This window comes from Mesorhizobium sp. ANAO-SY3R2 (genome assembly GCF_042466635.1).
Lineage (GTDB): Bacteria > Pseudomonadota > Alphaproteobacteria > Rhizobiales > Rhizobiaceae > Aminobacter.
The window spans coordinates 2,729,107-2,752,150 of sequence record NZ_CP159955.1 but is presented as its reverse complement, the minus strand read 5'-3'; the positions used below and the strand labels follow the sequence as shown (position 1 = coordinate 2,752,150).

The 23,044-nt window shown below is 63.2% G+C and carries 32 protein-coding genes; 24 read left to right on the top strand and 8 right to left on the bottom strand.

Annotation, left to right across the window (positions count from 1 at the left end; all coding sequences use genetic code 11):
* Positions 1–27 precede the first annotated feature (27 nt).
* Positions 28–396, top strand: a complete 369-nt coding sequence (locus ABSY17_RS18290) for an SH3 domain-containing protein (protein ID WP_378943726.1) — start codon at positions 28–30, stop codon at positions 394–396.
* Between the two features lie 770 nt (positions 397–1,166).
* Positions 1,167–1,592: a MucR family transcriptional regulator gene (locus ABSY17_RS18285; RefSeq protein ID WP_378943724.1), complete on the top strand. Its 426-nt coding sequence runs from the start codon at positions 1,167–1,169 to the stop codon at positions 1,590–1,592.
* Between the two features lie 17 nt (positions 1,593–1,609).
* On the opposite strand, the gene ABSY17_RS18280 is transcribed toward ABSY17_RS18285, so the two are convergent.
* On the bottom strand, positions 1,610–1,966 hold the full coding sequence (locus ABSY17_RS18280; protein ID WP_378943722.1) for a cytoplasmic protein: 357 nt from the start codon (positions 1,964–1,966) through the stop codon (positions 1,610–1,612).
* A gap of 217 nt (positions 1,967–2,183) precedes the next feature.
* Between ABSY17_RS18280 and ABSY17_RS18275 the strand changes: the two genes are divergently transcribed.
* The gene (locus ABSY17_RS18275; protein WP_378943720.1) at positions 2,184–2,606 is read left to right on the top strand and encodes a helix-turn-helix domain-containing protein; all 423 of its coding nucleotides are present in this window, start codon (positions 2,184–2,186) and stop codon (positions 2,604–2,606) included.
* Positions 2,607–2,613: 7 nt separating this feature from the next.
* A complete protein-coding gene (locus ABSY17_RS18270) occupies positions 2,614–3,417 on the top strand; it encodes a DUF6456 domain-containing protein (RefSeq protein WP_378943718.1) in 804 nt (267 codons plus the stop codon).
* A 103-nt stretch (positions 3,418–3,520) separates the two neighbouring features.
* Here the strand turns inward: ABSY17_RS18270 and ABSY17_RS18265 are convergent, their stop codons facing one another.
* Together ABSY17_RS18265 and ABSY17_RS18260 are read right to left on the bottom strand one after the other, a co-directional pair.
* Positions 3,521–3,949 (bottom strand): SufE family protein, encoded by a 429-nt coding sequence (locus ABSY17_RS18265; RefSeq protein WP_378943716.1) that lies wholly within the window; start codon positions 3,947–3,949, stop codon positions 3,521–3,523.
* Positions 3,950–4,057: 108 nt separating this feature from the next.
* A complete protein-coding gene (locus ABSY17_RS18260; protein ID WP_378943714.1) occupies positions 4,058–4,402 on the bottom strand; it encodes a DUF5330 domain-containing protein in 345 nt (114 codons plus the stop codon).
* A gap of 465 nt (positions 4,403–4,867) precedes the next feature.
* On the opposite strand from ABSY17_RS18260, the gene ABSY17_RS18255 reads away from it, so the two are divergent.
* From ABSY17_RS18255 to ABSY17_RS18245, 3 genes are all read left to right on the top strand, one after another.
* Positions 4,868–6,646, top strand: a complete 1,779-nt coding sequence (locus ABSY17_RS18255; protein ID WP_378943712.1) for an ATP-binding protein — start codon at positions 4,868–4,870, stop codon at positions 6,644–6,646.
* Positions 6,621–7,430 (top strand): peptidoglycan-binding protein, encoded by an 810-nt coding sequence (locus ABSY17_RS18250; protein ID WP_378943710.1) that lies wholly within the window; start codon positions 6,621–6,623, stop codon positions 7,428–7,430. Before ABSY17_RS18255 ends, ABSY17_RS18250 begins: the two co-directional genes overlap by 26 nt.
* Positions 7,431–7,516: 86 nt before the next feature.
* On the top strand, positions 7,517–7,864 hold the full coding sequence (locus tag ABSY17_RS18245) for a DUF1491 family protein (RefSeq protein WP_378943708.1): 348 nt from the start codon (positions 7,517–7,519) through the stop codon (positions 7,862–7,864).
* Here the strand turns inward: ABSY17_RS18245 and ABSY17_RS18240 are convergent.
* Together ABSY17_RS18240 and ABSY17_RS18235 are read right to left on the bottom strand one after the other, a co-directional pair.
* A complete protein-coding gene (locus tag ABSY17_RS18240) occupies positions 7,851–8,864 on the bottom strand; it encodes a DUF2336 domain-containing protein (protein ID WP_378943706.1) in 1,014 nt (337 codons plus the stop codon). The two genes, ABSY17_RS18245 and ABSY17_RS18240, sit on opposite strands and share 14 nt — an antisense overlap.
* Positions 8,865–9,142: 278 nt before the next feature.
* Positions 9,143–9,604 (bottom strand): hypothetical protein, encoded by a 462-nt coding sequence (locus ABSY17_RS18235; RefSeq protein ID WP_378943704.1) that lies wholly within the window; start codon positions 9,602–9,604, stop codon positions 9,143–9,145.
* 215 nt (positions 9,605–9,819) lie between these two features.
* On the opposite strand from ABSY17_RS18235, the gene ABSY17_RS18230 reads away from it, so the two are divergent.
* Positions 9,820–10,050 carry a hypothetical protein gene (locus ABSY17_RS18230; RefSeq protein ID WP_378943702.1) on the top strand — a complete coding sequence of 77 codons (231 nt, stop codon included), beginning with the start codon at positions 9,820–9,822 and terminating at the stop codon, positions 10,048–10,050.
* Here ABSY17_RS18230 and ABSY17_RS18225 read toward each other — a convergent pair.
* From ABSY17_RS18225 to ABSY17_RS18215, 3 genes are all read right to left on the bottom strand, one after another.
* Positions 10,044–10,586, bottom strand: coding sequence for a DUF1254 domain-containing protein (locus ABSY17_RS18225; protein ID WP_378943700.1), 543 nt, complete (start codon positions 10,584–10,586; stop codon positions 10,044–10,046). The genes ABSY17_RS18230 and ABSY17_RS18225 overlap by 7 nt on opposite strands.
* Positions 10,579–11,163 carry a DUF1214 domain-containing protein gene (locus ABSY17_RS18220; RefSeq protein WP_378943698.1) on the bottom strand — a complete coding sequence of 195 codons (585 nt, stop codon included), beginning with the start codon at positions 11,161–11,163 and terminating at the stop codon, positions 10,579–10,581. The genes ABSY17_RS18225 and ABSY17_RS18220 overlap by 8 nt, the downstream gene beginning before the upstream one ends.
* Positions 11,164–11,275: 112 nt before the next feature.
* Positions 11,276–13,435 (bottom strand): transglycosylase domain-containing protein, encoded by a 2,160-nt coding sequence (locus tag ABSY17_RS18215; protein ID WP_378943696.1) that lies wholly within the window; start codon positions 13,433–13,435, stop codon positions 11,276–11,278.
* 291 nt (positions 13,436–13,726) lie between these two features.
* Between ABSY17_RS18215 and ABSY17_RS18210 the strand changes: the two genes are divergently transcribed.
* From ABSY17_RS18210 to ABSY17_RS18135, 16 genes are all read left to right on the top strand, one after another.
* Positions 13,727–14,176: a hypothetical protein gene (locus ABSY17_RS18210; protein WP_378943694.1), complete on the top strand. Its 450-nt coding sequence runs from the start codon at positions 13,727–13,729 to the stop codon at positions 14,174–14,176.
* Positions 14,136–15,416, top strand: coding sequence for a DNA-packaging protein (locus ABSY17_RS18205; protein WP_378943692.1), 1,281 nt, complete (start codon positions 14,136–14,138; stop codon positions 15,414–15,416). Before ABSY17_RS18210 ends, ABSY17_RS18205 begins: the two co-directional genes overlap by 41 nt.
* A gap of 12 nt (positions 15,417–15,428) precedes the next feature.
* Entirely contained in the window at positions 15,429–16,604 is a 1,176-nt protein-coding gene (locus ABSY17_RS18200; RefSeq protein ID WP_378943690.1) for a phage portal protein, read from the top strand.
* Between the two features lie 27 nt (positions 16,605–16,631).
* A complete protein-coding gene (locus tag ABSY17_RS18195; RefSeq protein WP_378943688.1) occupies positions 16,632–16,976 on the top strand; it encodes a DUF6107 family protein in 345 nt (114 codons plus the stop codon).
* A 1-nt stretch (position 16,977) separates the two neighbouring features.
* Entirely contained in the window at positions 16,978–17,667 is a 690-nt protein-coding gene (locus ABSY17_RS18190; protein WP_378952840.1) for an HK97 family phage prohead protease, read from the top strand.
* Positions 17,664–18,812: a phage major capsid protein gene (locus ABSY17_RS18185; protein WP_378943686.1), complete on the top strand. Its 1,149-nt coding sequence runs from the start codon at positions 17,664–17,666 to the stop codon at positions 18,810–18,812. The genes ABSY17_RS18190 and ABSY17_RS18185 overlap by 4 nt, the downstream gene beginning before the upstream one ends.
* 99 nt (positions 18,813–18,911) lie before the next feature.
* Positions 18,912–19,481 carry a head-tail connector protein gene (locus ABSY17_RS18180; RefSeq protein WP_378943684.1) on the top strand — a complete coding sequence of 190 codons (570 nt, stop codon included), beginning with the start codon at positions 18,912–18,914 and terminating at the stop codon, positions 19,479–19,481.
* Positions 19,481–19,816 carry a phage head closure protein gene (locus ABSY17_RS18175; protein WP_378943682.1) on the top strand — a complete coding sequence of 112 codons (336 nt, stop codon included), beginning with the start codon at positions 19,481–19,483 and terminating at the stop codon, positions 19,814–19,816. The genes ABSY17_RS18180 and ABSY17_RS18175 overlap by 1 nt, the downstream gene beginning before the upstream one ends.
* Entirely contained in the window at positions 19,813–19,989 is a 177-nt protein-coding gene (locus tag ABSY17_RS18170; protein WP_378943680.1) for a hypothetical protein, read from the top strand. Before ABSY17_RS18175 ends, ABSY17_RS18170 begins: the two co-directional genes overlap by 4 nt.
* Complete coding sequence (locus ABSY17_RS18165) at positions 19,970–20,380, top strand: DUF3168 domain-containing protein (RefSeq protein WP_378943678.1); 411 nt, start codon at positions 19,970–19,972, stop codon at positions 20,378–20,380. Before ABSY17_RS18170 ends, ABSY17_RS18165 begins: the two co-directional genes overlap by 20 nt.
* 39 nt (positions 20,381–20,419) lie before the next feature.
* Positions 20,420–20,836 carry a phage major tail protein, TP901-1 family gene (locus ABSY17_RS18160; RefSeq protein ID WP_378943676.1) on the top strand — a complete coding sequence of 139 codons (417 nt, stop codon included), beginning with the start codon at positions 20,420–20,422 and terminating at the stop codon, positions 20,834–20,836.
* The gene (locus ABSY17_RS18155) at positions 20,833–21,174 is read left to right on the top strand and encodes a gene transfer agent family protein (RefSeq protein WP_378943674.1); all 342 of its coding nucleotides are present in this window, start codon (positions 20,833–20,835) and stop codon (positions 21,172–21,174) included. Before ABSY17_RS18160 ends, ABSY17_RS18155 begins: the two co-directional genes overlap by 4 nt.
* Before the next feature lie 44 nt (positions 21,175–21,218).
* Positions 21,219–21,398, top strand: a complete 180-nt coding sequence (locus tag ABSY17_RS18150) for a phage tail assembly chaperone (RefSeq protein WP_378943672.1) — start codon at positions 21,219–21,221, stop codon at positions 21,396–21,398.
* Complete coding sequence (locus ABSY17_RS18145; RefSeq protein WP_378943670.1) at positions 21,391–21,699, top strand: hypothetical protein; 309 nt, start codon at positions 21,391–21,393, stop codon at positions 21,697–21,699. Before ABSY17_RS18150 ends, ABSY17_RS18145 begins: the two co-directional genes overlap by 8 nt.
* Positions 21,696–22,583 carry a DUF2163 domain-containing protein gene (locus ABSY17_RS18140; protein WP_378943668.1) on the top strand — a complete coding sequence of 296 codons (888 nt, stop codon included), beginning with the start codon at positions 21,696–21,698 and terminating at the stop codon, positions 22,581–22,583. The genes ABSY17_RS18145 and ABSY17_RS18140 overlap by 4 nt, the downstream gene beginning before the upstream one ends.
* Positions 22,580–23,041 (top strand): NlpC/P60 family protein, encoded by a 462-nt coding sequence (locus tag ABSY17_RS18135; protein WP_378943666.1) that lies wholly within the window; start codon positions 22,580–22,582, stop codon positions 23,039–23,041. Before ABSY17_RS18140 ends, ABSY17_RS18135 begins: the two co-directional genes overlap by 4 nt.
* The last annotated feature ends 3 nt before the right edge of the window (positions 23,042–23,044 follow it).

Below are 23,044 nucleotides of genomic sequence, written 5' to 3'. Positions count from 1 at the left end.
ATTTTCCAAACGCCCCGGAGGAAAGAGATGAAAACGGTCTTCCGAGTCACTGCAGCTCTCGCATTGGCATCGACCGTGGCGTTTTTCGCTGGCCAGACCCGCGCATCAACATTTGCGGCCTGGGAGGTTGTTAATGTGCCGTGGGGCGATACGCTCAACATCCGCAAGTATCCGTCCAATTCTTCACAGAAGCAGGCCGCCTATCCCAATGGCGCTGTACTGCAAATGACAGGAAAATGCACCGGTGGATTGAGCCTGTTCGAAATTGGGCACCTGCCGGACTGGAATCAGAAGCAGCGTGTGCGGTACCGCTGGTGCCAAGTCTGGCACGACCCGGCCCAGAACGGACGATTCGTCACGGGATGGGTATATGGCCGGTATATCGCTCCCTACTGAAATGCGACCGCGGTTTTGTGCTCAGAAATAGTGCCGCGCCGGTCCTTCTTGTCCATTCTTGTCCGGGCGGCGCTGCGATCTTGGGTTGTTGCCGCTTCTTCTTCCTCGGCGCCGTTCGCATCGCGGGAAACGGGCAATGCCGCCTCAGTCGGTGTGGCTGAAACAAGAGGACGCGATGGTCGAATGACCATGATCGCTGAACATCGGCCAATATAATATTGGAACTTTGATCATGTTCTGTGCGTTATTTGCGTGTGCCAAAGCAGTCAGCCTGCGCCGGTTTGCAACGACTGTGGTTGTCTCGTTGAGGCTATTGGGAATGCGCGGCTGCTGCTTGGCGCTGATTTCGCCGGCGTTGGATGTTGGCGAACTGCTCGGCTGCCTTGTCCTTGCCAAGGTGTCTTATTCGGCGGCTTAAGCGATATGGCAAGGCTCGTTCACGAACGATTAGGCTTAAACGCCTGATTGAACAAAGAACAATTTCCCTTCGGTAACCTAATGCCAATAATGACCTGGCATGAGAACTAGCGGCGTTGTGTGAATTGATCTGGATTGAATGCCCTAGCCCCATCAAGAAGGCCCATTTGTTAGAGAAGTGATGAAGCCATTTCTTTGATTGACAAAGAATAGTGAATTGACTTGATATGGAGACAGGCTCATTAAAGTGACAGAGCGCGAATCGCATAGGCCAATGGCGATAAAAGAACGCGCCGCACCCCGATCGCAACATCGGGCAAAGAAACAACCAGTCACATTGGGGCCTGAACCACATGGATACTTCTGAAACGCCTGCAGCAAATAATGAGACGCTGATCGAACTGACCGCCGACGTGGTGGCAGCCTATGTCAGCAACAATCCGGTCCCGGTGGGAGAACTCCCGGGGCTGATCGCCGATGTCCACGCAGCTCTTGGCCGTGTTGGCAATGTCGTTGAGGCACCTCCGGCCGACAAGCAGAAGCCCGCCGTCAATCCCAAGCGGTCGGTGCATGACGACTACATCATCTGCCTTGAAGACGGCAAAAAGTTCAAATCGCTCAAGCGCCATCTGATGACGCATTACAACATGACGCCCGACCAGTATCGCGAGAAGTGGGGCCTTGACGCCGGCTATCCTATGGTCGCGCCAAACTACGCGGCCGCCCGTTCGCAGTTGGCCAAGCAGATGGGCCTGGGGCGCAAGCGCAAGGCCAAGTAACGATCTTTGCGAATTGACTATCCAGCGGCGCCTTCGGGCGCCGTTTTGCTTTTCCGGCGCTGTCGGCGCGGCCGCAGGGACAGATGCCGCTGGTCATCGGGGAACACGCCCTTCAGCCGGTCACGCACCTGCTTGAGGGCGATATGCCGGTTGAGGTCGTAGCTCCAGTGGCGGTTGACACCTCTGAGCCTTTCCCGTTCGATTGCCCGTTCGAGCCGCTTCAGCAAGGCCATGGTCTGTGCGGGCTGATCTGCCAATGCATCCGAAAGCTCGATCCCGCAACAGAGCTGCAAGGCAGCCCTTTGGCGCGCATCCGTCAGTTCGTTGAGCTTGTTCTGCCTGAATTCGGCGATTTCCCTGGAAAATTCCCGCATCGCGTACCTGCCTGATGTGACTTCGATCACGCGATGATGCGGCCACTTTCGGAGGTGGGGAGAAACTGGGCGGAAATTTCCGTTCGATGAAATTAATAATCCAATGAAACCAGTTTGTTGGCGATTTCCTTGGTGTATGTTTGTTCATTTTTTGTTCACACCCTGCGGCCTTCCGGATATAAGAACTTATTCCTATTTCTGGAGGGGAACGGGATTGGTGGGAACGACATCGGCAATATTGGTGAAACGGCAGGATGCCGCGCGCGAGGCCGCAGCCGAGATAGATCGCACGGCCAAGGACCTCATTGCGGAAAGGCGTCGCGACGAGGTCGTGGAGCGATGCGATGCGGTGATCGACCTGATGGCCGCGCTGTTTGGTGTTCCCAGCAAGGAGCTTCGTCGGCTCGGCCGGACCGGCAACGATATCTGCCGTCTTCGGCAGATTGCCATGTATGTCGCCCATGTCGTGTTTCGCTTCAACATGAGCGAGGTCGGCCGCGGTTTCGGGCGCGACAGGACCACGGTGCTTTACGCGTGCCACACGGTTGAGGACCTGCGCGACGACACCGACTTCGACCGGATTGTGGCGTTGGCGGAGCGGGTGGCTATCGCTGCCTTCCGAGACAAGTTGGAGGGGTGAGGTGAGCATGGATCCGGCAATGGAGAAGGAGCGGCTGCGCGTGCTCGACCTGCTGGCCAAGGGGGCTGCCGAATGCAGTCCGGCTGCTGGCAGCGGCAAGGTGGTGGTCGAAAATGGCAAGGGCGCCCGGATCGCCGTTGGTACAGACACGCTTGCGGCGCTGGAACGCGAGGGGTTCGTTGTGCGCCGGGGCCAGGCACTGATGCTTTCTTCGGATGGGAAGTCAAAGGCTCGACGCGAGGCGATCGGCAAAAATGCTTTTCAGGACCAGCATCGCGAACTTGAAGCCATCATTGTTGATGCCGATGTCGGCCAGTACGCCGCGCTGATCAATCTGTCGGAATCACCACTCGGCCAACTCGTTCGGCGCAAGAGCAAGTCGGGCGAACCTTTCCTTAGCCATGGCGAGTTCGTTGCCGGCGAGCGGCTGCGTTCCGACTATACGCGCGGACAGATCATGCCGCGCATGGGCGCCAACTGGGAGGCCTCCGTGGCCTCGGGCAGGCGCGGTGCGGGAGGCGGAGGCTTGGCGGAACTGACCGACGCGGCACTTGCAGCGCGTCTGCGGGTCGACAAGGCCATCGACGCCGTCGGCCCGGAACTGTCGGGCGTGTTGATCGACGTCTGTTGCTTCCTGAAGGGCCTGGAATTGGTGGAAGCCGAGCGCGGCTGGCCGGTGCGTTCCGCCAAGATCGTGCTCAAGTCGGCACTTGGTGTCCTAGCCCGCCACTACAGTCCGGCCTCGATCGCCAGGAGCGGGCGCAAGGTGCTGCATTGGGGGGCGGCGGACTATCGGCCGAAGCTGGCCTGACTAGAGCGCCGTGCGTCCGAATGGACGCACAAAGGACGCTCTAAGTCATTGAATCTGCGCATCGTGCCTACCGAAAATCGAATCCGATTTTCGGGCCGATGCGCTAGGCGAACTGGCGCAGCGCTGCCTCGGCGTCGCGCTTGATGCGCTTGACCATCGCACGCAGGCCGTTGGAGCGCTGCGGCGACAGGTGTTCGTTGAGGCCCAATTCCCGAAGCGTGGCCTCGGCGTCGATGCCGATGATCTCGCTGGCACGGCGGCCTGAAAACAGGGCGAGCATGATGGCAACCAGCCCGCGCACGATATGCGCATCGGAGCAGCCTTCGAAACGGATCACCGGATCGGCGCCGTCGCCTTGATGGGTGACCAGCCAGACCTGGCTGACGCAGCCCTGTACCTTGTTGGCATCGGTTTGCGCGCTCTCGGGGAAGTGCGGAAGCGCTTCGCCGAGGTCAATGACATAGCGATAACGATCCTCCCATTCGTCAAGGAAGGAAAAGTCGTCGCGGATGGTGTCGATCGAAGCCGTCATGGTTCCTTGGATATAATGGCAGCGCGGCCACCCGTCACGAAAAAAGAAATGCACCGCGGGCGCCGGAGGCGGGCAGCCCGCGGTGGGGCCGAATTGGCCAATGGGGAATCAGTTGGCGGGGGCCACAGTCTCCGTGGACGGTGCCGCCTCCAACGGCGGCACGCTGCCAGTCTGGGTCGCGGCATCGGGTTGACCGAATTGCTGGTCGAGAACCTCATAGGCGATCCGCGCGCTCTCGCGTGCCCTGACGCCGATGGTCTGCATGGCGGCCTTGCCGGTCTCGCAGACGTCGGGCTTCCGTTCGCAGATGCCGGCAATGTCGCCGACTGCCTCGCGCGCGGCAAACAGCGCCTGCAGCGGGCTCACCCGGCTCTCTCCGTCAGAACCCGTCCCGAGGGGCAGCATGAGCAGAACAAGCGAAAACCAGAACGCAGTCCTAATCAGAAACCCCATGAAACGCCTCTCGTGGTCTGGCCGTGGCAGGTCTCCTGCCGCAGCCTCATGCATCGATGCGCCGACAATGGCACCGATGAGCGAAGGAGCGCTTGCTGTAAAGGGTGGCATTCTACGCAGGCTTTTCACCAAAGATTAACGGACTGGGGCGGCGGCGTTGCTTGCGAGCGGGCCGGTTTCCGTGTCTGATTGCCAAGTATTTGATTCAAATTGCGAATTTGGCTGGAGCGGGCGGAAAACCACGTCCGGCGGCGATTCTCCGGGGCAAGCCGGCAAATAACCCTCCGTTTACCATGGCGAGAAGTGTTCTCGAATGTCGGCGTTGTCATCCCGATATTCGCCCTGTGCTTGGGTTCTGGTCGGCTGACTTTATCCCTTCATTAAAGGCTCGGTGCGAGTTTGGAGACCAACCACATAAGAGCCGCAAAGCGAGCCACGAAAGAGTGCGTAGCGTTGAGTTTTGTCATGACCAGATACGGTGAGTTTTCCGGCGCGGTAGCCGGCGGCTGTGACCGGCTGGTCCACCCGTCGATCGAAGGTTCGGAGCGGCCGCGCCAGCAACGCCTGGTAGGATTGCTGCTTGCTGCGCCGTTCTTTGTAGCGGGTGCGGGCGTCGTGCTGGTCTCGGCCAATCTCGGCGCGACCCCGACTTTCGCCGTCATCTTTGCCGCTTTCAGTCTCAGCTGGCTCGCAGCACTTGCGGTCGCAGCTACGGGCAGGGCGAAGGAGATCGGTGTGGCTGCCCTGGTTGCCGGCGTAGCCGCAATCGGTGCAATCGTTGCTGCTGCCGGAGGGCTGACGTCGCCGGCGGCGTTGCTGGTTGCGGCCTTGCCGTTCGAGGCGCTGTGGATCTGGCGCAGCCGCAAGGCAGCCACGCTCGGCAGCTTTGCAATGTTGGCTGCTGTACTTCTGTCCGGCGCGCTGGGGACGATGCCATTTGCCGATAGCGCGGCCGCATCGGCCTGGCATTGGCTTCTGCCGCTCGTCTGGGCCGCGACGTTGGCCGTGCGCGCGATGGAGTTTGCCGCCAAGGGTGCCGCCGAGCGGGCAACGGCCCCCTCGGATGCGCTTGAGAATATCCTGAAGGCGGTCGTGTTGCGCATGGCGCATAGCGGCGATGTGGTCGACGTGTCCGAGCAGGCGCGCTCCATGCTGCGGCTGCAGCCGGAATTGTTGCTGGGTACGGCTCTTTTCGATCGCATCCACGTTGCCGATCGCGTGGCCTATCTGTGTGCGCTCGCCGACATGCGCGATGGTGCCGACTTGCGCCAGGTGGAATTGCGCCTGCGTCTGCCGCGCGAGAACGAGAGCGATGCAGGCGACAATTTCCGGCCCTTCGCGATGGAAATGATGAGGGGCAGCGATCAGACTTTTGTCGTCCTGCTTCGCGAGAACGGCATGATCGCCGAACTGCGCGACGAAGTTGCCAAGGCGACTGACGCCGTAAAGAGCGCGGAGCTCGCCAAGAGCAATTTCCTGGCCGCTGTCAGCCACGAGTTGCGCACGCCGCTCAACGCGATCATCGGCTTCTCCGACATGCTGCTGCATGAGATGTTCGGCCCTTTCCGGGAGCCGCGGCAGAAGGAATATGTCGGCATCGTGCGCGAGTCGGGCCAGCACCTGCTCGATGTGGTGAATTCGATCCTCGACGTCTCCAAGATCGAGTCGGGCTGCTATGCGATCAACCCGGAGCCCTTCAAGTTCCGCGATGCTGTCGACATGTGCGCATCGATGATGGCGCTGCAGGCGCAGGCCAAGGCGCTCGACCTTGCCGTCGACGTCGCAGTCGGCACCGGCGAGGTGCAGGCCGACCGTCGGGCCGTGCAGCAGATGCTGATCAACCTCGTTTCCAACGCGGTCAAGTTCACGCCCGATGGCGGCCGCGTCGAGATCGGTGCCAAGCGCCTTGGTTCGCGCTTGCACTTCTGGGTGTCGGACACCGGCATCGGGATTGCCGAAGAGGATCTTTCCCGCCTCGGCACGCCTTTCATGCAGATCCAGAACGACTACACCCGCCATTTCGAAGGCACAGGCCTCGGCCTCTCGCTGGTCAAGGGATTGGTCGCGCTGCATGACGGCACAATGTCCATCGAAAGTGCGCCGGGCGAGGGTACGACAGTGACGATCAGCCTGCCGATCGAAGGACCGGCGACGCGCTCCGGAGCGACCAAGGGTGAACTGATGCGGCTTCCGGCGGGCAGGATCAAGGAGAAGCGGGATGGCGCGCTCCGCAAAGCAGGCTAAGCGAAAGATCGAGGAGCGCAGCCCGCTCCAGGAGGGCGTTCTGGCCGTTGGCGGGCTTGTTGCGCGCAATCCTGTGCTGGTGGGCGGCTCGACGGCGTTTCTGGTCGCACTCTTCTACGTCTCGGCGAACGCGGTATGGTACCAGCCCTATGCGCACAAGGGAGCGTTCTTTTCGACCCGCGAAGCCGTCGAGTTTCCCGACATGGTGAGCGAGGAGCCTGAGACGACCATCAGGATCGAGCGCCCGGTGGCCGAGGTTCAGGTTGATGTGCCGCCACGGCTGGGGGACCCGCTGGTTGAGCAGGTGCAGAGCATCCTGAAGGATCTGAGCTTCTACGGCGGCACTGTCGACGGCCTCAACGGCCCCAATACGCGAAGCGCCATTGCTGCCTACCAGAAGAAGGTTGGCCTGGCGGCGACCGGTGAGATCGACCAGGCGCTGCTCGAACAGCTTGGCGCGGCCGAAACAACGTCCGGCATCGCGCCGCGGCCCGCTCCGCGGCCCGAGACGCCAGCCGTGACGCCACCGCGCTCGCAGCCGGGACCAACTCCGGGTCCCGTCCGCACGCAACCGGCACCGAATGGCGACCTGAATGCGCGCATCATGAAGATCCAGGCCGGTCTCAAGGCCTTCGGCAATGACGCTATCGAGGTCGACGGGGTTACTGGAGCGCGGACGAAGGCCGCGATTCGTGAATTCCAGGCCTTGTTCGGCCTGCCGGAGACGGGCGAACCCGATCCGGCCGTTTACGCCAAGATGCGCGATATCGGGCTGATAAACTGAGGCCGTCGCGCACGGACGTTTGGCCTGTGCGCCTTCACTGCAAGTCGCTATAGAGGCCGGATCGAAACAGCGGTCGGGCCGGCTCAATGCGTGTAACCACTGATTTTTGGGTTTCAGCCCTTTTGCGCAGGGTTTTCAGCGAGGGCGGATTCGGCGCGATCATCAATCGGGGCGCAATGGAAGCGGGTGCCGTCTTCATCCTGACGCGTGATCGTTTCGGCAGCACAAAGCTCTTTGGTCCAGCGCCCCAGACCAGCTACGACACGGCCAGGCCCGACGAGCGCCAGTTCAGCCTGCTGGGAAGCGACGACGACGGTACCGAGATCGAAAAGCGGCTTGAGCGCGAGCGTCGCTTCGATCCGGACATCTGGGTGGTGGAGATCGAAGCTGGGCAGACCGCTATCGAGGAGCTTGTGTCGCTTACGACGCCTTGAGTTTGTCGTCGTGCGGGCTGGGGGCTCTCGGCTTGGGCTGAAGCCGCTCGGCATTGCGCCGGATGCGCGCGCCGACGGAAGCTGCCTTCCAGTCACGGACCCGGTCGAGCGCCACGTCGCGATGAAGCAGCCGGTAGCGGTCGAGGAACAGCCTGATCGCGTCGGCATGCGCGAACTGGCCGGGGAAGGTTGCGGCAGCCAGAAGGAAGGCCTGTTCCTCGGGCAGGTCGAGTGCCTTGAGTGCGTCGATGAGGGAGGAGTAGCCCGCTTTCTCCGTGATCGACCGCGCGGTCTGGAAGTCGATCTCGAGCGCGTCGGCGAGCGCTGTCTGGAAGAAGGCGCTGTTGCCGGTCAGTGCGGTGGTTTTGAGCCGCTGATAGGCCCCGTCATGGGCCGGTCCCGCGGCTGGACTCGTCTGTTCGGGACCGTTCGGCGCCATCATGGAGCGCAGCCGGCGGCGTACGTTTTCAGCCAGCTCACTTGGCGAAGAGAGGTCAGCGGCTGAACCCGTCTTACCAATTTCTTGCTGAGCGGCGGCAGGGTCCGCATCGGATTCGGCCGGCGGCGTCTCCGGGTGGACCAGCCGCGGCCTCTCAAGCACGCGGATCAGGTCGGCTATCGTCTTGTTGAGGCCGGGGCGTCTTGCAATGGCGCGCGCATGCGGCAGGCCATGGCGGCCGATCAGCGCAATGAGCGTGACATCCGAGAGGAGCGGGGAGCGGACCAGAAGCGGGGCTGCGATGTCGACGCTCTCGTCGCAAAGCCGGCGGATGAGTCCCAGCGGCGCATATTCATTGTCGGAGAGGGCAGCCGCCACAAACCGGCGCGCCTCGACCGACACCTGGTCGAACAAGGGAAGGGTGAGGTCTTCGAGTTGCGAGATTTCGCGGCGCGAGGGGCGGGGCAGGGCGCAAAAAGCGGTAACCGCGGCACGGAAGAGCCGTTCGGGCTTTCCGGCTTCGCGTCCTATCGCGATTTGTCTGAAGTCAGAAGATGACACGGTACGCCTGACACAATTCGACACTGCCTCGGGATCGATCCGGCTACGCCCACGCGTTTTCTGAAATCCCCGAACACGAACATGAACTTGGCGGCGATCCGTTCGGATAACGTGCTTTGCAAACTTCCTTGCGCTTCAGGTTAGCGCATTGATTTTACGTAGCAAAATAGCCGTCAGGCGCTGATAGGTTCAATTCTTATCAAATTGTAGCCGTAGGTGGTTAAGAGGTGATGAACTTTCCTGGTCCTGGATAGGTCGCGTGGCCACAGGAATGGCGGTCAATCTGGGCCCGCGGCGTCGCCAAGATTGATCATGGCCTTTCCGGTGACTGAGGCCTTTTGCAGAAGGCCGACCTTGGCATCGGTACTCTCGTCGCTTGCGTATGTGCTTGAAACGGAGGCCGTAAGAACCCCCAGGAGCGAGAATACGACGCCCCACAAGAACCACTGCAGAGTTCTGCGATAGACGCGCTCGTTGTCGTCGGCGACTTGCAGTGAGCGCCAAAGGGCAATCGACAGGCAGGCTATCGAGAGGAAGGTGGGCACCGAGGCAAGGAATGACATCAGCGTCCAGTCTCCCGCCGCTTCCAGGGCCCAGAAGCGAACGAAATACAGGGAGAACCCTAGTATTACCGATATCGCCGTGATTACCCCTTGGCGATAGCCATTTGGAAGGGGCTTTTCGGCCTCCTGGGCTACTTCCTCCGGTTCTTGGTGTCCTGAGATATTGTCGGCCGCCATATGAAATAGCCCGATCTAGCTCCTTTGATAGGATAGATGTCGCACGGCATCTGGTCCAGTGTGCAGTTGCGCATTCGCGCAGTGCCAAGATCGAACAGCCCGGAAAGTAAGTAAGGCCGCTGAGAGCGTTAGCGGACTGTTAACACTATGCTGTCCTTATCAAGAAGGAGGCGTTGCGTGCTTGCTCCGGTCCAACCGAGAGGAAATCGCCAGCCATGGGCAGCATAGTGCCATTCGTGCCACGCAGTGCGGGCGCCCGCCAGGCCCCGCGTACAGCGGATAGTTCGGCATCCATCGTCATTTTCCCGGGCGTCCGCTATGAGCGCACCACAGCCAGCACTGCAGCGGCCGGCGAGCGCCTGGCACGAAGGAACGTGTCGCGCCGCAAGGAGACCGGTTGCCAAGGCGTCGAGGACGACCGCGATACAGGGGCTTCCGCCTACTGAACCTCGCAGTTGATGCCATCGAGGAAGCGCTCAACCTTGGGCTTCCAGCTGTCGTCGGGAACGAAGACGCGGACGACGACGATTCCCTCGTCGATCGGCGTTTCGACGAAGATCGACTTCTCGAATTCCGTGGGCAGATCCTTGCGCAGTTCGATCATCTGGGCGGGGGTCAGCACGACGAAGTCGAGGTTTCCGTCGGGCGGGGTGCGGTCATTGAAGCTGTAGATGTTCTGGCCGCTGCGGTCGTAGACCGAGGCCGACCAGTAGGGCACCTTGCCGGCATTGTCGATGCGGACGACACCTTCGGTGAGATCGAAACGGCAGGCAGCATCGTAGAAGGACGGATCGAGCGACTTGACCAGCGGTGCGCCATCGATCTCCTTGTCGAGACGGACGATCTTGTTGGGGCCCGCCGCCATGGCCAGCCGCGACCATGCGTCCCGCTCAGAAAAATTGGGTACCAGCAGCAGGACGACGATATGGGCGATGCCGGCGCCGATAAGCCCGAGCAGGAGGGCGTGGAGCAGCCTACGCATTGCACTGCACCCTGACGATGCGGGGCATTTCGATGTCGGAAAGTCCCGTGCTGCTGGCAATCGGCGTGTCGTAAAGCGTCAGCACCAGGTTCATGTCGCCGGCGCCCGACACCGCAAGCCAGTTGCCCGGCGTCGCCCGCGCGCCGACAGCAATTTCGATAGAGTTGTCGGGCTGGCGCAGCACCTCGAGCGAGTGCAGGTCGGGATCGCGGCGCATCCCCGACTTCAGCGCGACCTGCTCCTTGTCGGATGCGTAAATGGTCCAGAACCTTGCAACCGGCAACGAACCTTCGACGCGGTAGCTGCATTCGCGCTTGAGATTGGCGCCTCCGGAATCTTTTTCGGCGATGAAGCTGAGGCCCTCGGCGCGGCCCAGGGCAAGTATGCCGTCGCGGGCTACGCGGGCCTTGGAATAGGGGTCTGCATCCGGTGTGCCGATATCGGGAAAGGCCGTCCAGGGGCCGACCGTGACGGCGCCGATGCCTTCCTGCGAATTGAGCACGAAGCCCACGCTGGCAGCACCGCCGCCGACGGCGATGGCAAGCGCGAGACCTATCAGGAACGTTTGTTTCAGCATGGGCCGCCGCAGGATGGAACAAGCGGAGGAATATCCCGCCAATCGACAGGAAGGCAAGCCGGGAACGGCTGCAACCGGGATCGCAATGGTTGGTGGCAGGCTGTCCGCAGCATCACAGCGCCGACAGCGTTTCCGGTTCGGGCGGCGGTTCGATGGCCGGCGCGTTGTGGAAGGTGTCGGCGATTTCGCGGAGCGCGCGCGTGGTCGTGCTCGACAGGACCGGAGGACGGTCGGCAGAGTCGTCCGCCGCCTGCTCCGCTCCCTTCTTGGCCGCTTCCTCGGCCTTGGCGATCGCTGCCGGGTCGACGAAGGGGTTCTTGATGCCGGGAATGGGCTTCAGGTCGATGTTCTGATGCGCATAGGCCATGAGGCGCTGCCAGACCATGGCCGGCAGCGAGCCGCCAGTCATTTCGTTGGTCGTGGAGAAATCGTCGTTTCCGAGCCAGACCGCGGCGGTGTAGTTGCCAGTGTAGCCGATATACCAGGCATCGCGGTAAGCTTGGGTGGTGCCGGTCTTGCCGGCGGAGCGGATGCCCGGGAGGGCGGCCCTGCGGGCCGTGCCGACCTCGGGGATCTGGACCATGATCGAGTTCATCGACGAGACTGCCTGCTCGGACAGTACGCGGTGGGGCGGGGGAGCATCCTTGGACCAGTCGTAGACGACCTTGCCTGAATGCGTCAGCAACTGGGTGATGCCGTGGCGGGTGCCGACGATCCCGTCCTGTGCCAGAACACTGTAGCCGGTGGCCTGATCCATGACGGTCAGGCCGGACGTGCCGAGCACCATGGTCTTGTGCGAACTGACGGGGGATTCGACGCCCATGGCCTCGGTCATCGCCTTGATCGGCGGAATGGAGAGATGGTCCTTGGCCAGCCGCACCGGCACGGTGTTGATCGACTTGACCAGCGCGGTCGTCAGAGTCATGCGGCCCGAGAAGCCGCGCGTGTAGTTCTTCGGCGACCAGTTGCCCCAGCTGATCGGTCCATCGGAGATGACCGATTCCGGGGTGAAGCCATGTTCCATGGCGGTCGCATAGACATAGGGCTTGAACGACGAGCCGGTCTGGCGCTGGGCCTTGGTGGCGCGGTTGAACTGGCTGGTGCCGTAGTCGCGGCCGCCGACGATGGCGCGAACCGCACCATTGGTCTCGATGACGACCACAGCCCCCTCGGTGACGTGGTATTCCTTGCCGAACTGGCGCAGGTGGAATTCGACCGACTCTTCGGCTGCGTTCTGGATATTCATGTCGATGGTGGTGCGGGCGACCAGCGAGTGGACGCCAGATTTTTCGGCGATCCGCTTCACCTCGTCAAAGGCCCAGTCGAGGAAATAGTCCGGGCTCTTCAGTTTGCCGCGGTCGACGACGGTGGCGGGATGGAGGCGCGCCGACAAGACCTGGCCTTCCGTCATGAAGCCGGCCTGCACCATGTTGGAGAGCACGACGTTGGCGCGCGCGCGCGCTGCGGGGAGGTTGACGTGCGGAGCGTATTTGGACGGTGCCTTGAACAGGCCGGCGAGCATCGCGGCCTCGGCGAGATTGAGATCCTTGACCTGCTTGCCGAAGTAGAAGTCCGCGGCGGCGGAGATGCCGAAGGTGCCGCCGCCCATATAGGCGCGGTCGAGATAAAGCTGCAGGATCTCTTTCTTGGACAGGTTTGATTCCAGCCACAGCGACAGGAAGGCTTCCTTGATCTTGCGCTCGACCGTGCGCTCATTGGTGAGGAACAGGTTCTTGGCGAGCTGCTGCGTGATGCTCGAACCGCCCTGGACGACAGAGTTGGCGCGCATGTTCTCCGACATGGCGCGGATCAGGCCAAGGAAGTCGATGCCGTAGTGCTCGAAAAAGCGCCTGTCCTCGGTCGCCAGCACCGCCTTGATGACATGGTCCGGCATTTCGTCGACGGGGACCGAATCGCGCTGGATGATGCCGCGCTGGCCGATTTCGTTGCCATAGCGATCGAGGAAGGTGACGGCGAAATCGTCGCGGTTGCGCCAGTCGCCGGTTGTTTCCTGGAAGGCCGGCATCGCCAGTGCCAGCATCACCACCGAACCGCCGGCCGCCATGGTGAAGGATTCGCTCAAGACCTCGATGACACCCCGGCGCCAGCCTTTGACGCGGAAGCGGCGGAAGAATATGGTGGCGCTTTCCCAGAACTGCTGCGCCTTGAAGCGGAGCTCGTAGAGCGTGGAGTCGAGCCAGGCATCGACGGCCAGCAGGCCCGCGGACAGCCGGCCTCTTTTCTTGCGTGGTTCGAGGGAAGGAGTTTCCATATGAGATGGGCCCGGCGCGTGACTGCAGCTTATACCTAAAAACTTGTGCTGGCGAATTGAGGGCGCGCGTCCCTCGGCCCATGTCGACTTGTCCTCGATTTTGAGCGGCGCGGCAAGGGGACGCCGGATTCAACGGTGGGTATCGGAAAAAGTTGCCAAGATAGGAATATATTCTTGACAGCGTGACGGTGCTTTGCTAGTGTTTGTCTATCGTCGAAGAAGTGTGGCCAGCGGCACCGACCCGCCCGCGCTTTGACGGATTTCCCATCACAATCAGTCCTGGAGGCATCGTTGGGCGCGAAAGCGAACGAATGCTGGCGCGCGTTGCGCGCGCTCTATGAGGGCAGGCCGGCGGATGCCGGAGTGCTGGCGATCGCAAGCGGCCATGCGGTCGCCTCGATCGAGAAGCGGATTGTCCGCGAAGGCTGGGTGAAAGCCGCATTGGGAGAATTCGACGAGCGCCTTGCGCGGCTCGCAGACTCCCTCATCGGGCAGGTGGAGACGCTCAGGCTGGAAAGTGAAGGCGTCTTCGACAAGAGCCAGGTCGACATGGTCGCTTCGATCGTCAGGACGGTCGAGAAGATCGGCGAACTGATGAGCGGAGGCGATGCTGCGAAAGTGAGCCAGACGAAACGCGATGCAGAAATGGCCGACGTGCTTGCCAGGATCGATCGACGCATCATCGAACTCGCCCGAGACTATGCTCGGGTGCTGGGCGCGGGCGAGCCTGACAGACCGTGAGGTTTGGCTGATCGCGGAAGAATGGTTCCAGTCGGCGCGGATTGCTCAATACCCGCTGGAAGCTAGGCCGGCGACCTGGCTGGTGGTCGGTGGACGAGGTGCCGGCAAGACCCGGCTTGGGGCCGAGTGGGTGAACAGCATGGTTCGGGGCCTTTCGCCCTTTGCCAGCAGGAAGCATTCCCACATCGCGCTCGTCGGCGAGACGCTGGCCGATGTGCGCGATGTGATGATCGAGGGCCCCTCGGGGATCATGACTATTTCGCGCCACGACCGGCCGCGCTTCGAGCCAAGCCGCAGGCGGCTGGTCTGGGACTGCGGTGCCGTTGCGCAGATTTTTTCGTCGGAGGATCCCGACAGCCTGCGCGGCCCGCAGTTCGACGCGGCGTGGTGCGACGAACTGGCGAAGTGGAAACATGCGGATGCCTGTTTCGACATGCTGCAGTTCGGCCTTCGGCTCGGCGACATGCCCAGGCAAATCATCACCACGACGCCGCGACCCGTGCCGCTGCTGAAGCGCCTGCTTGCCGATCGGCAAGTGATGGTGACGCGCATGCGCTCGGATGAAAACGGTGCCAACCTGGCGCCGGGGTTCCTCAACGCCATTCGCGGCCGCTATGGCGGCAGCGTGCTTGGGCGGCAGGAACTGGACGGCGAAGTGATCGAGGATCGCGACGATGCCTTGTGGTCGCGGGATATGCTCGAACGGGCACTGGTTGATGAGGCAACTGACTTGCGTCGGATGGTCGTGGCGGTCGATCCGCCGGCGAGTTCGCGAAAGACGTCGGATGCGTGCGGCATCGTAGCCGTCGGTCTTGACGGTGTGGGCAGGGCGGTGGTGCTCGCCGATGCTACGGTGCGGGCCGCCAAGCCGCAGGATTGGGCCGGCACGGCAGTCAGGCTGTTTCACCGCCTGGAGGCTGATTGCATCGTCGCCGAGACCAACCAGGGCGGCGAGATGGTGAGTGCGGTCATCCGAACCGTCGACCCGGCGGTGCCGGTAAAGGCGGTCAGGGCGCGACGGTCCAAGTGGCTGCGCGCCGAGCCAATCGCCGCGCTCTACCAGCAGGGCAAGGTGCTTCATGCCGGGCGATTTACGGCGCTGGAAGATGAAATGTGCGATTTTGGCCCGAACGGGCTTTCGAATGGCCGGTCTCCTGACCGCGTCGATGCGCTGGTCTGGGCGATCGGCGAGTTGACGCCGGAGTGGCAGACCGAACCGCGAATCCGCGATTTTCTCTGAACAGGAAACGATATGGCTGTGAACTGGCCTTGGTCCCGGGGGGCCGGGAAGGGTAGCGTCGTGCCCGAACGCAAGAGCGGCGGGGCGACGGGTTTTGTCGCCATCCACGCCCAGGGCGAGGCGCGATGGACGCGTCGCGACTATGCGACGCTGGCGCGCGAAGGTTTCATGCGCAATCCGATCGTCCACCGCTCGGTGCGGCTGATCGCGGAGACGGCAGCGACCATTCCCTGGCTGCTCTACGAGGGCGTAGCGGAACTCGACGATCACGTCATGCTGAGGCTGTTCGAACGGCCGAACGAGCGGCAGGCCGGCGCGAGCTTCATGGAAGCGCTGTATGGACATCTGCTGCTGTCGGGCAACGCCTATGTCGAGCTGGTCGAGGCTGCCGGCGGGGCGCGCGAGCTGCACCTGTTGCGGCCGGACCGGGTGGCTGTGGCTACGGATGCCCGCGGCTGGCCGATGGCGCTCGAACATCGCGAGGGCAGCCAGCGGCGCCGCATCGCGCTTGGCCTGAGCGAAGGCGGCGGGGCGGCGCATCTCAAGCTGTTCCATCCGCTCGACGACCACTACGGCTTCGCGCCGCTGGAAGCGGCCCTGATCGCGCTCGACACGCACAATGCCGCCGGGCGCTGGAACAAGGCGTTGCTCGACAACTCGGCCCGGCCGTCGGGAGCGCTGGTCTATGCGCCGAAGGAGGGCGGCAATCTCAGCGACGAGCAGTTCGACCGGCTGAAGGCCGAACTCGAGGAGGGCTATTCGGGGGCCACGCGCGCCGGACGGCCACTACTGCTCGAAGGCGGGCTCGACTGGAAGGCCATGGGGCTGACGCCGAAGGACATGGATTTTATCGAAGCCAAGCACTCGGCAAGCCGCGACATAGCGCTTGCCTTCGGCGTGCCGCCGATGCTGCTCGGCATTCCCGGCGACAATACCTATTCGAACTACCAGGAGGCGAACCGCGCCTTCTATAGGCTGACCGTGCTGCCGCTGGTGGCACGCACCGCGAAAGAGCTGTCGGCATGGCTGGCGTCGGCGTTCGGCGAAGGCTTGCGGCTTTGGTACGACGCCGACCAGGTGGAAGGGTTGTCCGGCGAGCGTGACGCGCTGTGGACCCGTCTCGAGGCAGCAAGCTTCCTGAGCGACGACGAAAAGCGCGAGGCCGTGGGCTATCCCCCGCGCGGCTGATCTTTCCAACAAGAGAACCTGAAAACGATGACGGAAATCTCCGATCCCGGCTGGCTATGGCTGGCCAAGGGGGCGGGTGCGGTCGCCGGCTCGGCGATTTCGCTCGCCTACATCCTGCCGCACGGGCGGCGCGAGGCGGCTGTGCGCTTTGCCGTGGGCGTCGTCTGCGGCCTGGTTTTCGGCGGGACGGCGGGTCTCAAGATCGCCTCCGAATTGGGCGTCGAGCGGCTGATCGGCCCCTCCGAGATGATGATGATGGGGGCCGCGGCAGCGAGCCTGTGCGCCTGGTGGGCGCTGGGCTTCGTCATGCGCGCCTTCGACGGCAATCGCATCGGTCGCTGGTTTGAAGACAGACGGAAAAGGAATGGCTGACATGATGCATGGGGCTGCGGTGCTGCGCGGCGAACAGAAGCTCGTCGACCTGGTGCTCGACGAGGTCGCCACCGATGGCACGTTTTCCGGATATGCGAGCCTGTTTGGTCGCGTTGACCTCGGCAAGGACGTCGTCGAGCGCGGTGCCTTTGCCAAGTCGCTCAGGACGCGAGGAGCTGGGGGCATCCGCATGCTGTTCCAGCATGATCCGAACCAGCCGATCGGCACCTGGACCGAGCTCAAGGAGGACCGGCGCGGCCTGTTTGTCCGCGGCAGGCTGGCCAAGGATGTCGGCCGTGCCCGCGACGTGCACAATTTGTTGCGCGGCGGTGCGCTCGACGGGCTGTCGATCGGATTTCGCGCGGTAAAGGCGCGCAAGGACCAGGCGAGCGGTATCCGCCACATCCTTGAAGCCGATCTCTGGGAGATCTCCATCGTGACCTTTCCGATGCTGCCGGAGGCGCGCATCGAAACGGTCAAAGGCCGTGGGCGGCTGCCGACGACCCGACAATTCGAAGGCTGGCTTACGCGGGATGCGGGGCTGACCAGGAGCGACGCCCGGGCGGTCATCGCCGAAGGCTTCGCCAGCCTCGTGCGCAAGCGGGACGCAGCATGGGGAACCGAGACCGGCCTCGCCGAACATATCCGCGAGGCCACACGCATGATCAAACAAAGAGGAAGCAGCGTATGAATGAGAACCACGCGCCGCGTGCCCCCGAAACCAAGGCGGCCGGCGACACGCTCGACCTGAAGGATGCCTTCGGCATCTCGCGTGCGCTCGATGAGCAAAAACGCGCGCTCGACAGCCTTTCGCTGAAGCGTGTGCGACCGGTGCTGGGCCGCGACGGCAACCGCGCCGGGCCGAGCGAGCACAAGGATGCCTTCGACCTGTACATGCGCAGCGGCGACGACCGCCAGTTGCGCGCCCTCGACGCCAAGGCGATGTCCTATGGCTCCGGCCAGGACGGCGGCTATCTCGTGCCCGCCGAGACGGAAACCGAGATCGGTCGCAGGCTTGCGGCGTTTTCGCCGATCCGCTCGATCGCTTCGGTGCGGCAGGTTTCCGCAGCGGTGCTGAAGAAGCCGTTTACCGTCGCCGGTCCGGCCGTCGGCTGGGTGGCCGAGACGGCGGCGCGGCCGCAGACGGCGACGCCGACGCTGGCCGAACTGCAGTTTCCGACCATGGAACTCTACGCCATGCCAGCGGCGACCGCGGCCTTGCTCGAGGATAGCGTCGTCGACCTCGACCAGTGGATCGCTTCGGAGGTCGAGGCGGCCTTTGCGGAGCAGGAGGGCACGGCCTTCGTCAGCGGCAACGGCACCAACAAGCCGAAGGGCTTCCTCGACTACAACAAGGTGGCCGAGGCGAGCTGGGCCTGGGGCGACATCGGCTACATCGTCACCGGTGTGTCCGGCGGGCTGCCGGCATCGAGCCCGTCCGACGTGCTGATCGACACGGTCTACACGCTGAAGGCCGGCTACAGGCAGAACGCCAACTGGGTGATGAACCGCAAGACCCAGGCGTCGATCCGCAAGCTCAAGGATGCCGACGGCAACTATCTCTGGCAGCCGCCTTCGGCGCCTGGCCAGCGCGCCATGCTGATGGGCTTCCCGCTTGTCGAGGCCGAGGACATGCCTGATGCGGCGGCCAACAGCACGCCGATCGCCTTCGGCGACTTCGCCCGCGGCTACCTGATCGTCGACCGCACCGGCGTCAGGGTCCTGCGCGACCCGTATTCGGCCAAGCCCTATGTGCTGTTCTACACGACCAAGCGTGTTGGCGGCGGCGTCCAGGACTTCAGCGCCATCAAGCTGCTCAAATACGGCACCGCGTGATCGGTAAGGACGGGTCCCCCTCCCGTCCCGGTCGCCTGCCGTTGCGGCCCCGGTTTCTCCCGCCGGGGCCGCTCCTTCCATTCCAGACAAAGGTGACGAATGACCCTTATCAGAACCGGCGCCCCGGCGGTCGAGCCGGTGACGCTGGTCGACGCAAAGGCACATTTGCGCATCACCCACTCAAGCGAGGACGCCCTGATCGGCGGCCTGATCCGGGCCGCGCGCGAGGATGTCGAGCGCACGACGGGCATGGCATTGATCGACCAGACCTGGCGGCTGGTGCTCGACGACTGGCCAGCCGATAATTGCGTGGACCTGACGCGGCACCCTATTCGGCAAATCGTCTCGGTGACGACCTTCGGCAGCGAGGGCGAGGCCTCGGTCGTCAATCCGGCGGACTATCAACTGGACAGTCTGTCACGGCCGGCGCGTCTGCATTTTGCGCGAGCGCAGGAGCGGCTGCGCGCGATGAATGGCGTCGAGATCGATTTCCGCGCCGGCTTTGGCGAGGCCGGCACCGACGTGCCGGACCTGCTCAAACGGGCGATCCTGTTGCTGGTGGCGCACTGGTACGAGTTCCGCGCCGGTTTCGGGCCGGATGAACAGCCGGTCTCCTATCCGGGCGGCTACGACCGGCTGCTCGCCGGATACCGTGCGCGGAGGTTGTGATGCAGGCGACATTCATCGACCCCGGCGCGCTCAGGAGCGAGTTCGCCCTCGAGCAATGCACGACGACGCCCGATGGTTTCGGCGGACACACGGAGAGTTGGGTCGAGATCGCGACGCTGTTTGCCCGCATCGAGCCGATCATCGTGCAGAGCACGTTTGGCGCCGACCAGACGCTGGAGACTGCGACGCATCGCGTCACGGTACGGTGGCGTGAGGGGCTCAAGAGCGGAATGCGGTTTCGCCGAAATCAGCGCGTGCTCGGTATCGTTACCGTGCATGACCCCGACGAGACGCAGCGCTACCTCGTCTGCCGCGCCAAGGAGCAAGGGGCATGAACGTGACCATGAAGCTGACCCTTGATGGGCTCAAGCGCGCCCTGCGCTGGAAGGCCCATGAATTGGCGGAAACCGCCGATCAAGGCTATCGTGACGATGCGCGGGCAGATGCGGTGCCAAGACGTGAGACCGACCGTGTGAGGGAGGCAGACGATGACCGCCCCGGCCGCTGAATTGCAGAAGGCTGTGTTTGGCGCGCTCGGCGGCAGCGCAGAGCTGTTGGCGTTGCTTGGCGGCGCAAAGATCCACGACCAGACGCCGGCCAATGTCGTCTTTCCCTACCTGACCTTCGGTCGGACGAGCGTTTATGACTGGAGCACCGACACCGAAAGCGGCGCCGAGCAGCTTTTCTCCATCCATGTCTGGTCGAAGTCGCAAGGCAAGCGCGAGGCGCTGAAGATCATGGAAATCGTGCGCGGGCTGCTCGACAATGCGACGCTGAGCCTCGACACGCATCACTTGGTCAGCATGCGGCTCGAATTTTCCGAGACGCGCTTCGACGACAGGCTTTCGGTGCAGCACGGGTTGCTGCGCTTTCGCGCGGTGACCGAGCCAAAGGCCTGAGAACCGGCATCTTTCTCACTACATTTCAGGAGACCACGGATGGTCGCACAGAAGGGCAAGGACCTTCTGCTCAAGATCGACAGCAACGGTCTGGGCAGTTTTGTCACAGTCGCGGGACTGCGCTCCAATCGCATCGCATTCAATAGCGAGACCGTCGACATCACCGACGCGGATTCGGCCGGGCGCTGGCGCGAATTGCTGGCTGGAAGTGGTGTCCAACGTGCCGCCGTCAGCGGCTCGGGCATCTTCAAGGACCAGCAGTCCGACGCCAGGATCCGCAGCTGCTTCTTTGGCGGCGAGATCGTCAGGTGGCAGCTTGCGGTGCCGGATTTCGGAGTGGTCGAGGGACCGTTCCAGATCACCGCGCTGGAATATACCGGCAATCACGACGGCGAGGTGAGTTTCGAGGTGGCGCTCGAATCCGCTGGCGTCGTCGGCTTCACGGTGACGCCATGACGGCGAACAGGCGACGCGGCGAGATATCAGCCGAACTCGACGGCAGAAGCTTTCGGCTCTGCCTGACGCTGGGCGCCCTGGCCGACCTCGAAGCTGCATACGCCGCCGACGACTTGTCGGCGCAGGTGGCGCGGTTCTCGAGCGGCAGGCTGTCGGCCACCGACATGATCCGCATCATCGGGGCTGGACTGCGCGGGGCGGGAAACGAGCTGACCGACGACGAAGTCGGCGGCATGCGCGCCGAAGGCGGTGCTGCGGGATTTGCCGCGATCGTGTCGGATCTTCTGACGACAACCTTTGGTGCGACGCCCACATCGGAGACAACGGAGAACCCTTAGACGCCGCAGCGGGCAGCAGCGCGGAATTCCCGTGGGACAGTGTCATGGCCACGGGATTCGGCCTGTTGCGGCTATCACCTGCAGCATTCTGGATGATGACGCCACGCGAAATGGAGCGCGCGATGAGTGTGCTCAACCGAGGCCCGGATGGCCCGCCGCGCAAGGCGCAGCTGGCCGCGCTGATGACGATGTTCCCGGACGGACTGGAGGCAGGACATGGCTGAGGACGTGACGGTTTCGATCCGTGCCGACACAGCGCCGTTCCAAACGGCGCTGCAGTCGCTGGAGCGGCTTTCGGACAATTTTGGCGCGCAGCTGACCGGCGCGATGAAGAGTGCGGTGGTCAGCGGGCGCGAGCTCGACGACATCCTGAGGCGCATCGGTTTGAACCTGGCCGGAATGGCACTGCAGCAGGGGCTGAAGCCGCTCCCGGTCCGCTTCGATGTCGAGCGCCTGTCGCTCAGCCTTACCGCATTCAAAGCCGGACAAATTCCCTCCATTCCGCTGGTGGAGGTGGGGCTATGACGATGCCCGAGGGTTTGACCAATCATCTGGGTCAAGCAGTGACCAGCGTGTGCCATTGCTGGCGCCTGACGAGAGCCGATGGCGCGGTGAGCGGCCATACCGACCATGATCGGTCGCTCGTCGTGGACGGCACGACGTTCGAGCCTGAATCGGGCCTGAGCGCCAGCGAGGCGAGGGCATCGCTCGGCCTTTCCGTCGATACCGTCGATGTCGAAGGCCCGCTGTCTTCCGAGCGCATTCGCGATGTCGACATAGCAGCCGGGCTCTATGACAATGCCAAGGTCGAGACGTTCCTGGTCAACTGGATGGAGCCCCAGCATTTCGCTCTGCTGCGGACCGCGACGATCGGCAAGATCACCCGCAGCGGCCAGCGTTTCGTGGCCGAACTGGAGAGCGCGACACACGCGCTCGACCAGCCGTACGGACGCTACATCGGTCGCGCCTGCGATGCCGAGCTTGGGGACCAGCGCTGCGGCGTGGCGCTGGCGCAGCCGCAGTTTTCGGGCAGCGGGACGGTGACGGCCCATACCGCGCCCGACATGCTGACGGTATCGGGACTGGCAGGCTTCGAGCCGGGCTGGTTCACGCATGGCACGCTGAGCTGGACGTCAGGCGCAAGGGCCGGGTGCAGCGAAAGGATCACGGATCATCGCCGCGACGGCTCCGGCGTGATGCTCGTCCTGGCGCCAAGTTCGGGGGCGCCCATGGTGGTCGGCGATGCGTTCTCGATCCGCGCCGGGTGCGACAAGGCTTTTGCCACGTGCAAGGCGAAATTCGCCAATGCCCTGAATTTCCGAGGCTTTCCGCATCTTCCCGGCAATGATGCCGGCTATTCCTATGTCACCGAGGGCGGTGTCTTCGACGGCAAGCCGGTGGTTCCATGACGAGGACAGGCAATCCGGACAGTTTGCAAGACAGGATCGTCGCCGAGGTTCTCGAATGGGTCGGCACGCCTTACCGCCACCAGGGAAGTCGCAAGGGCGTCGCCTGCGATTGCCTTGGCCTGGTGCGCGGAGTCTGGCGCGAGATCCATGGCCATGAGTTGGAACAGCCCGGACCTTACGCGCCTGATTGGGCCGAGGCCACCGAACAGGAACGGCTGCTTGAGGGGTTGCGACGGCACTTCGTGGAAAAGCCCGTCGCAGCCATGGCGGCCGGCGACCTGATCGTCTTTCGCTGGCGGCTGCACCTGCCGGCGAAGCATGCGGCGATCCTGACGGAGGCGGAGTGCTTCGTGCATGCCTATCAGGATCATGGCGTGAGGCTGACAAGGCTGGTGCCGCAATGGCGCCGGCGCATCGCGGCAGCCTTTGCCTTCCCAGAATTCACCCCAAACAGCTGATAC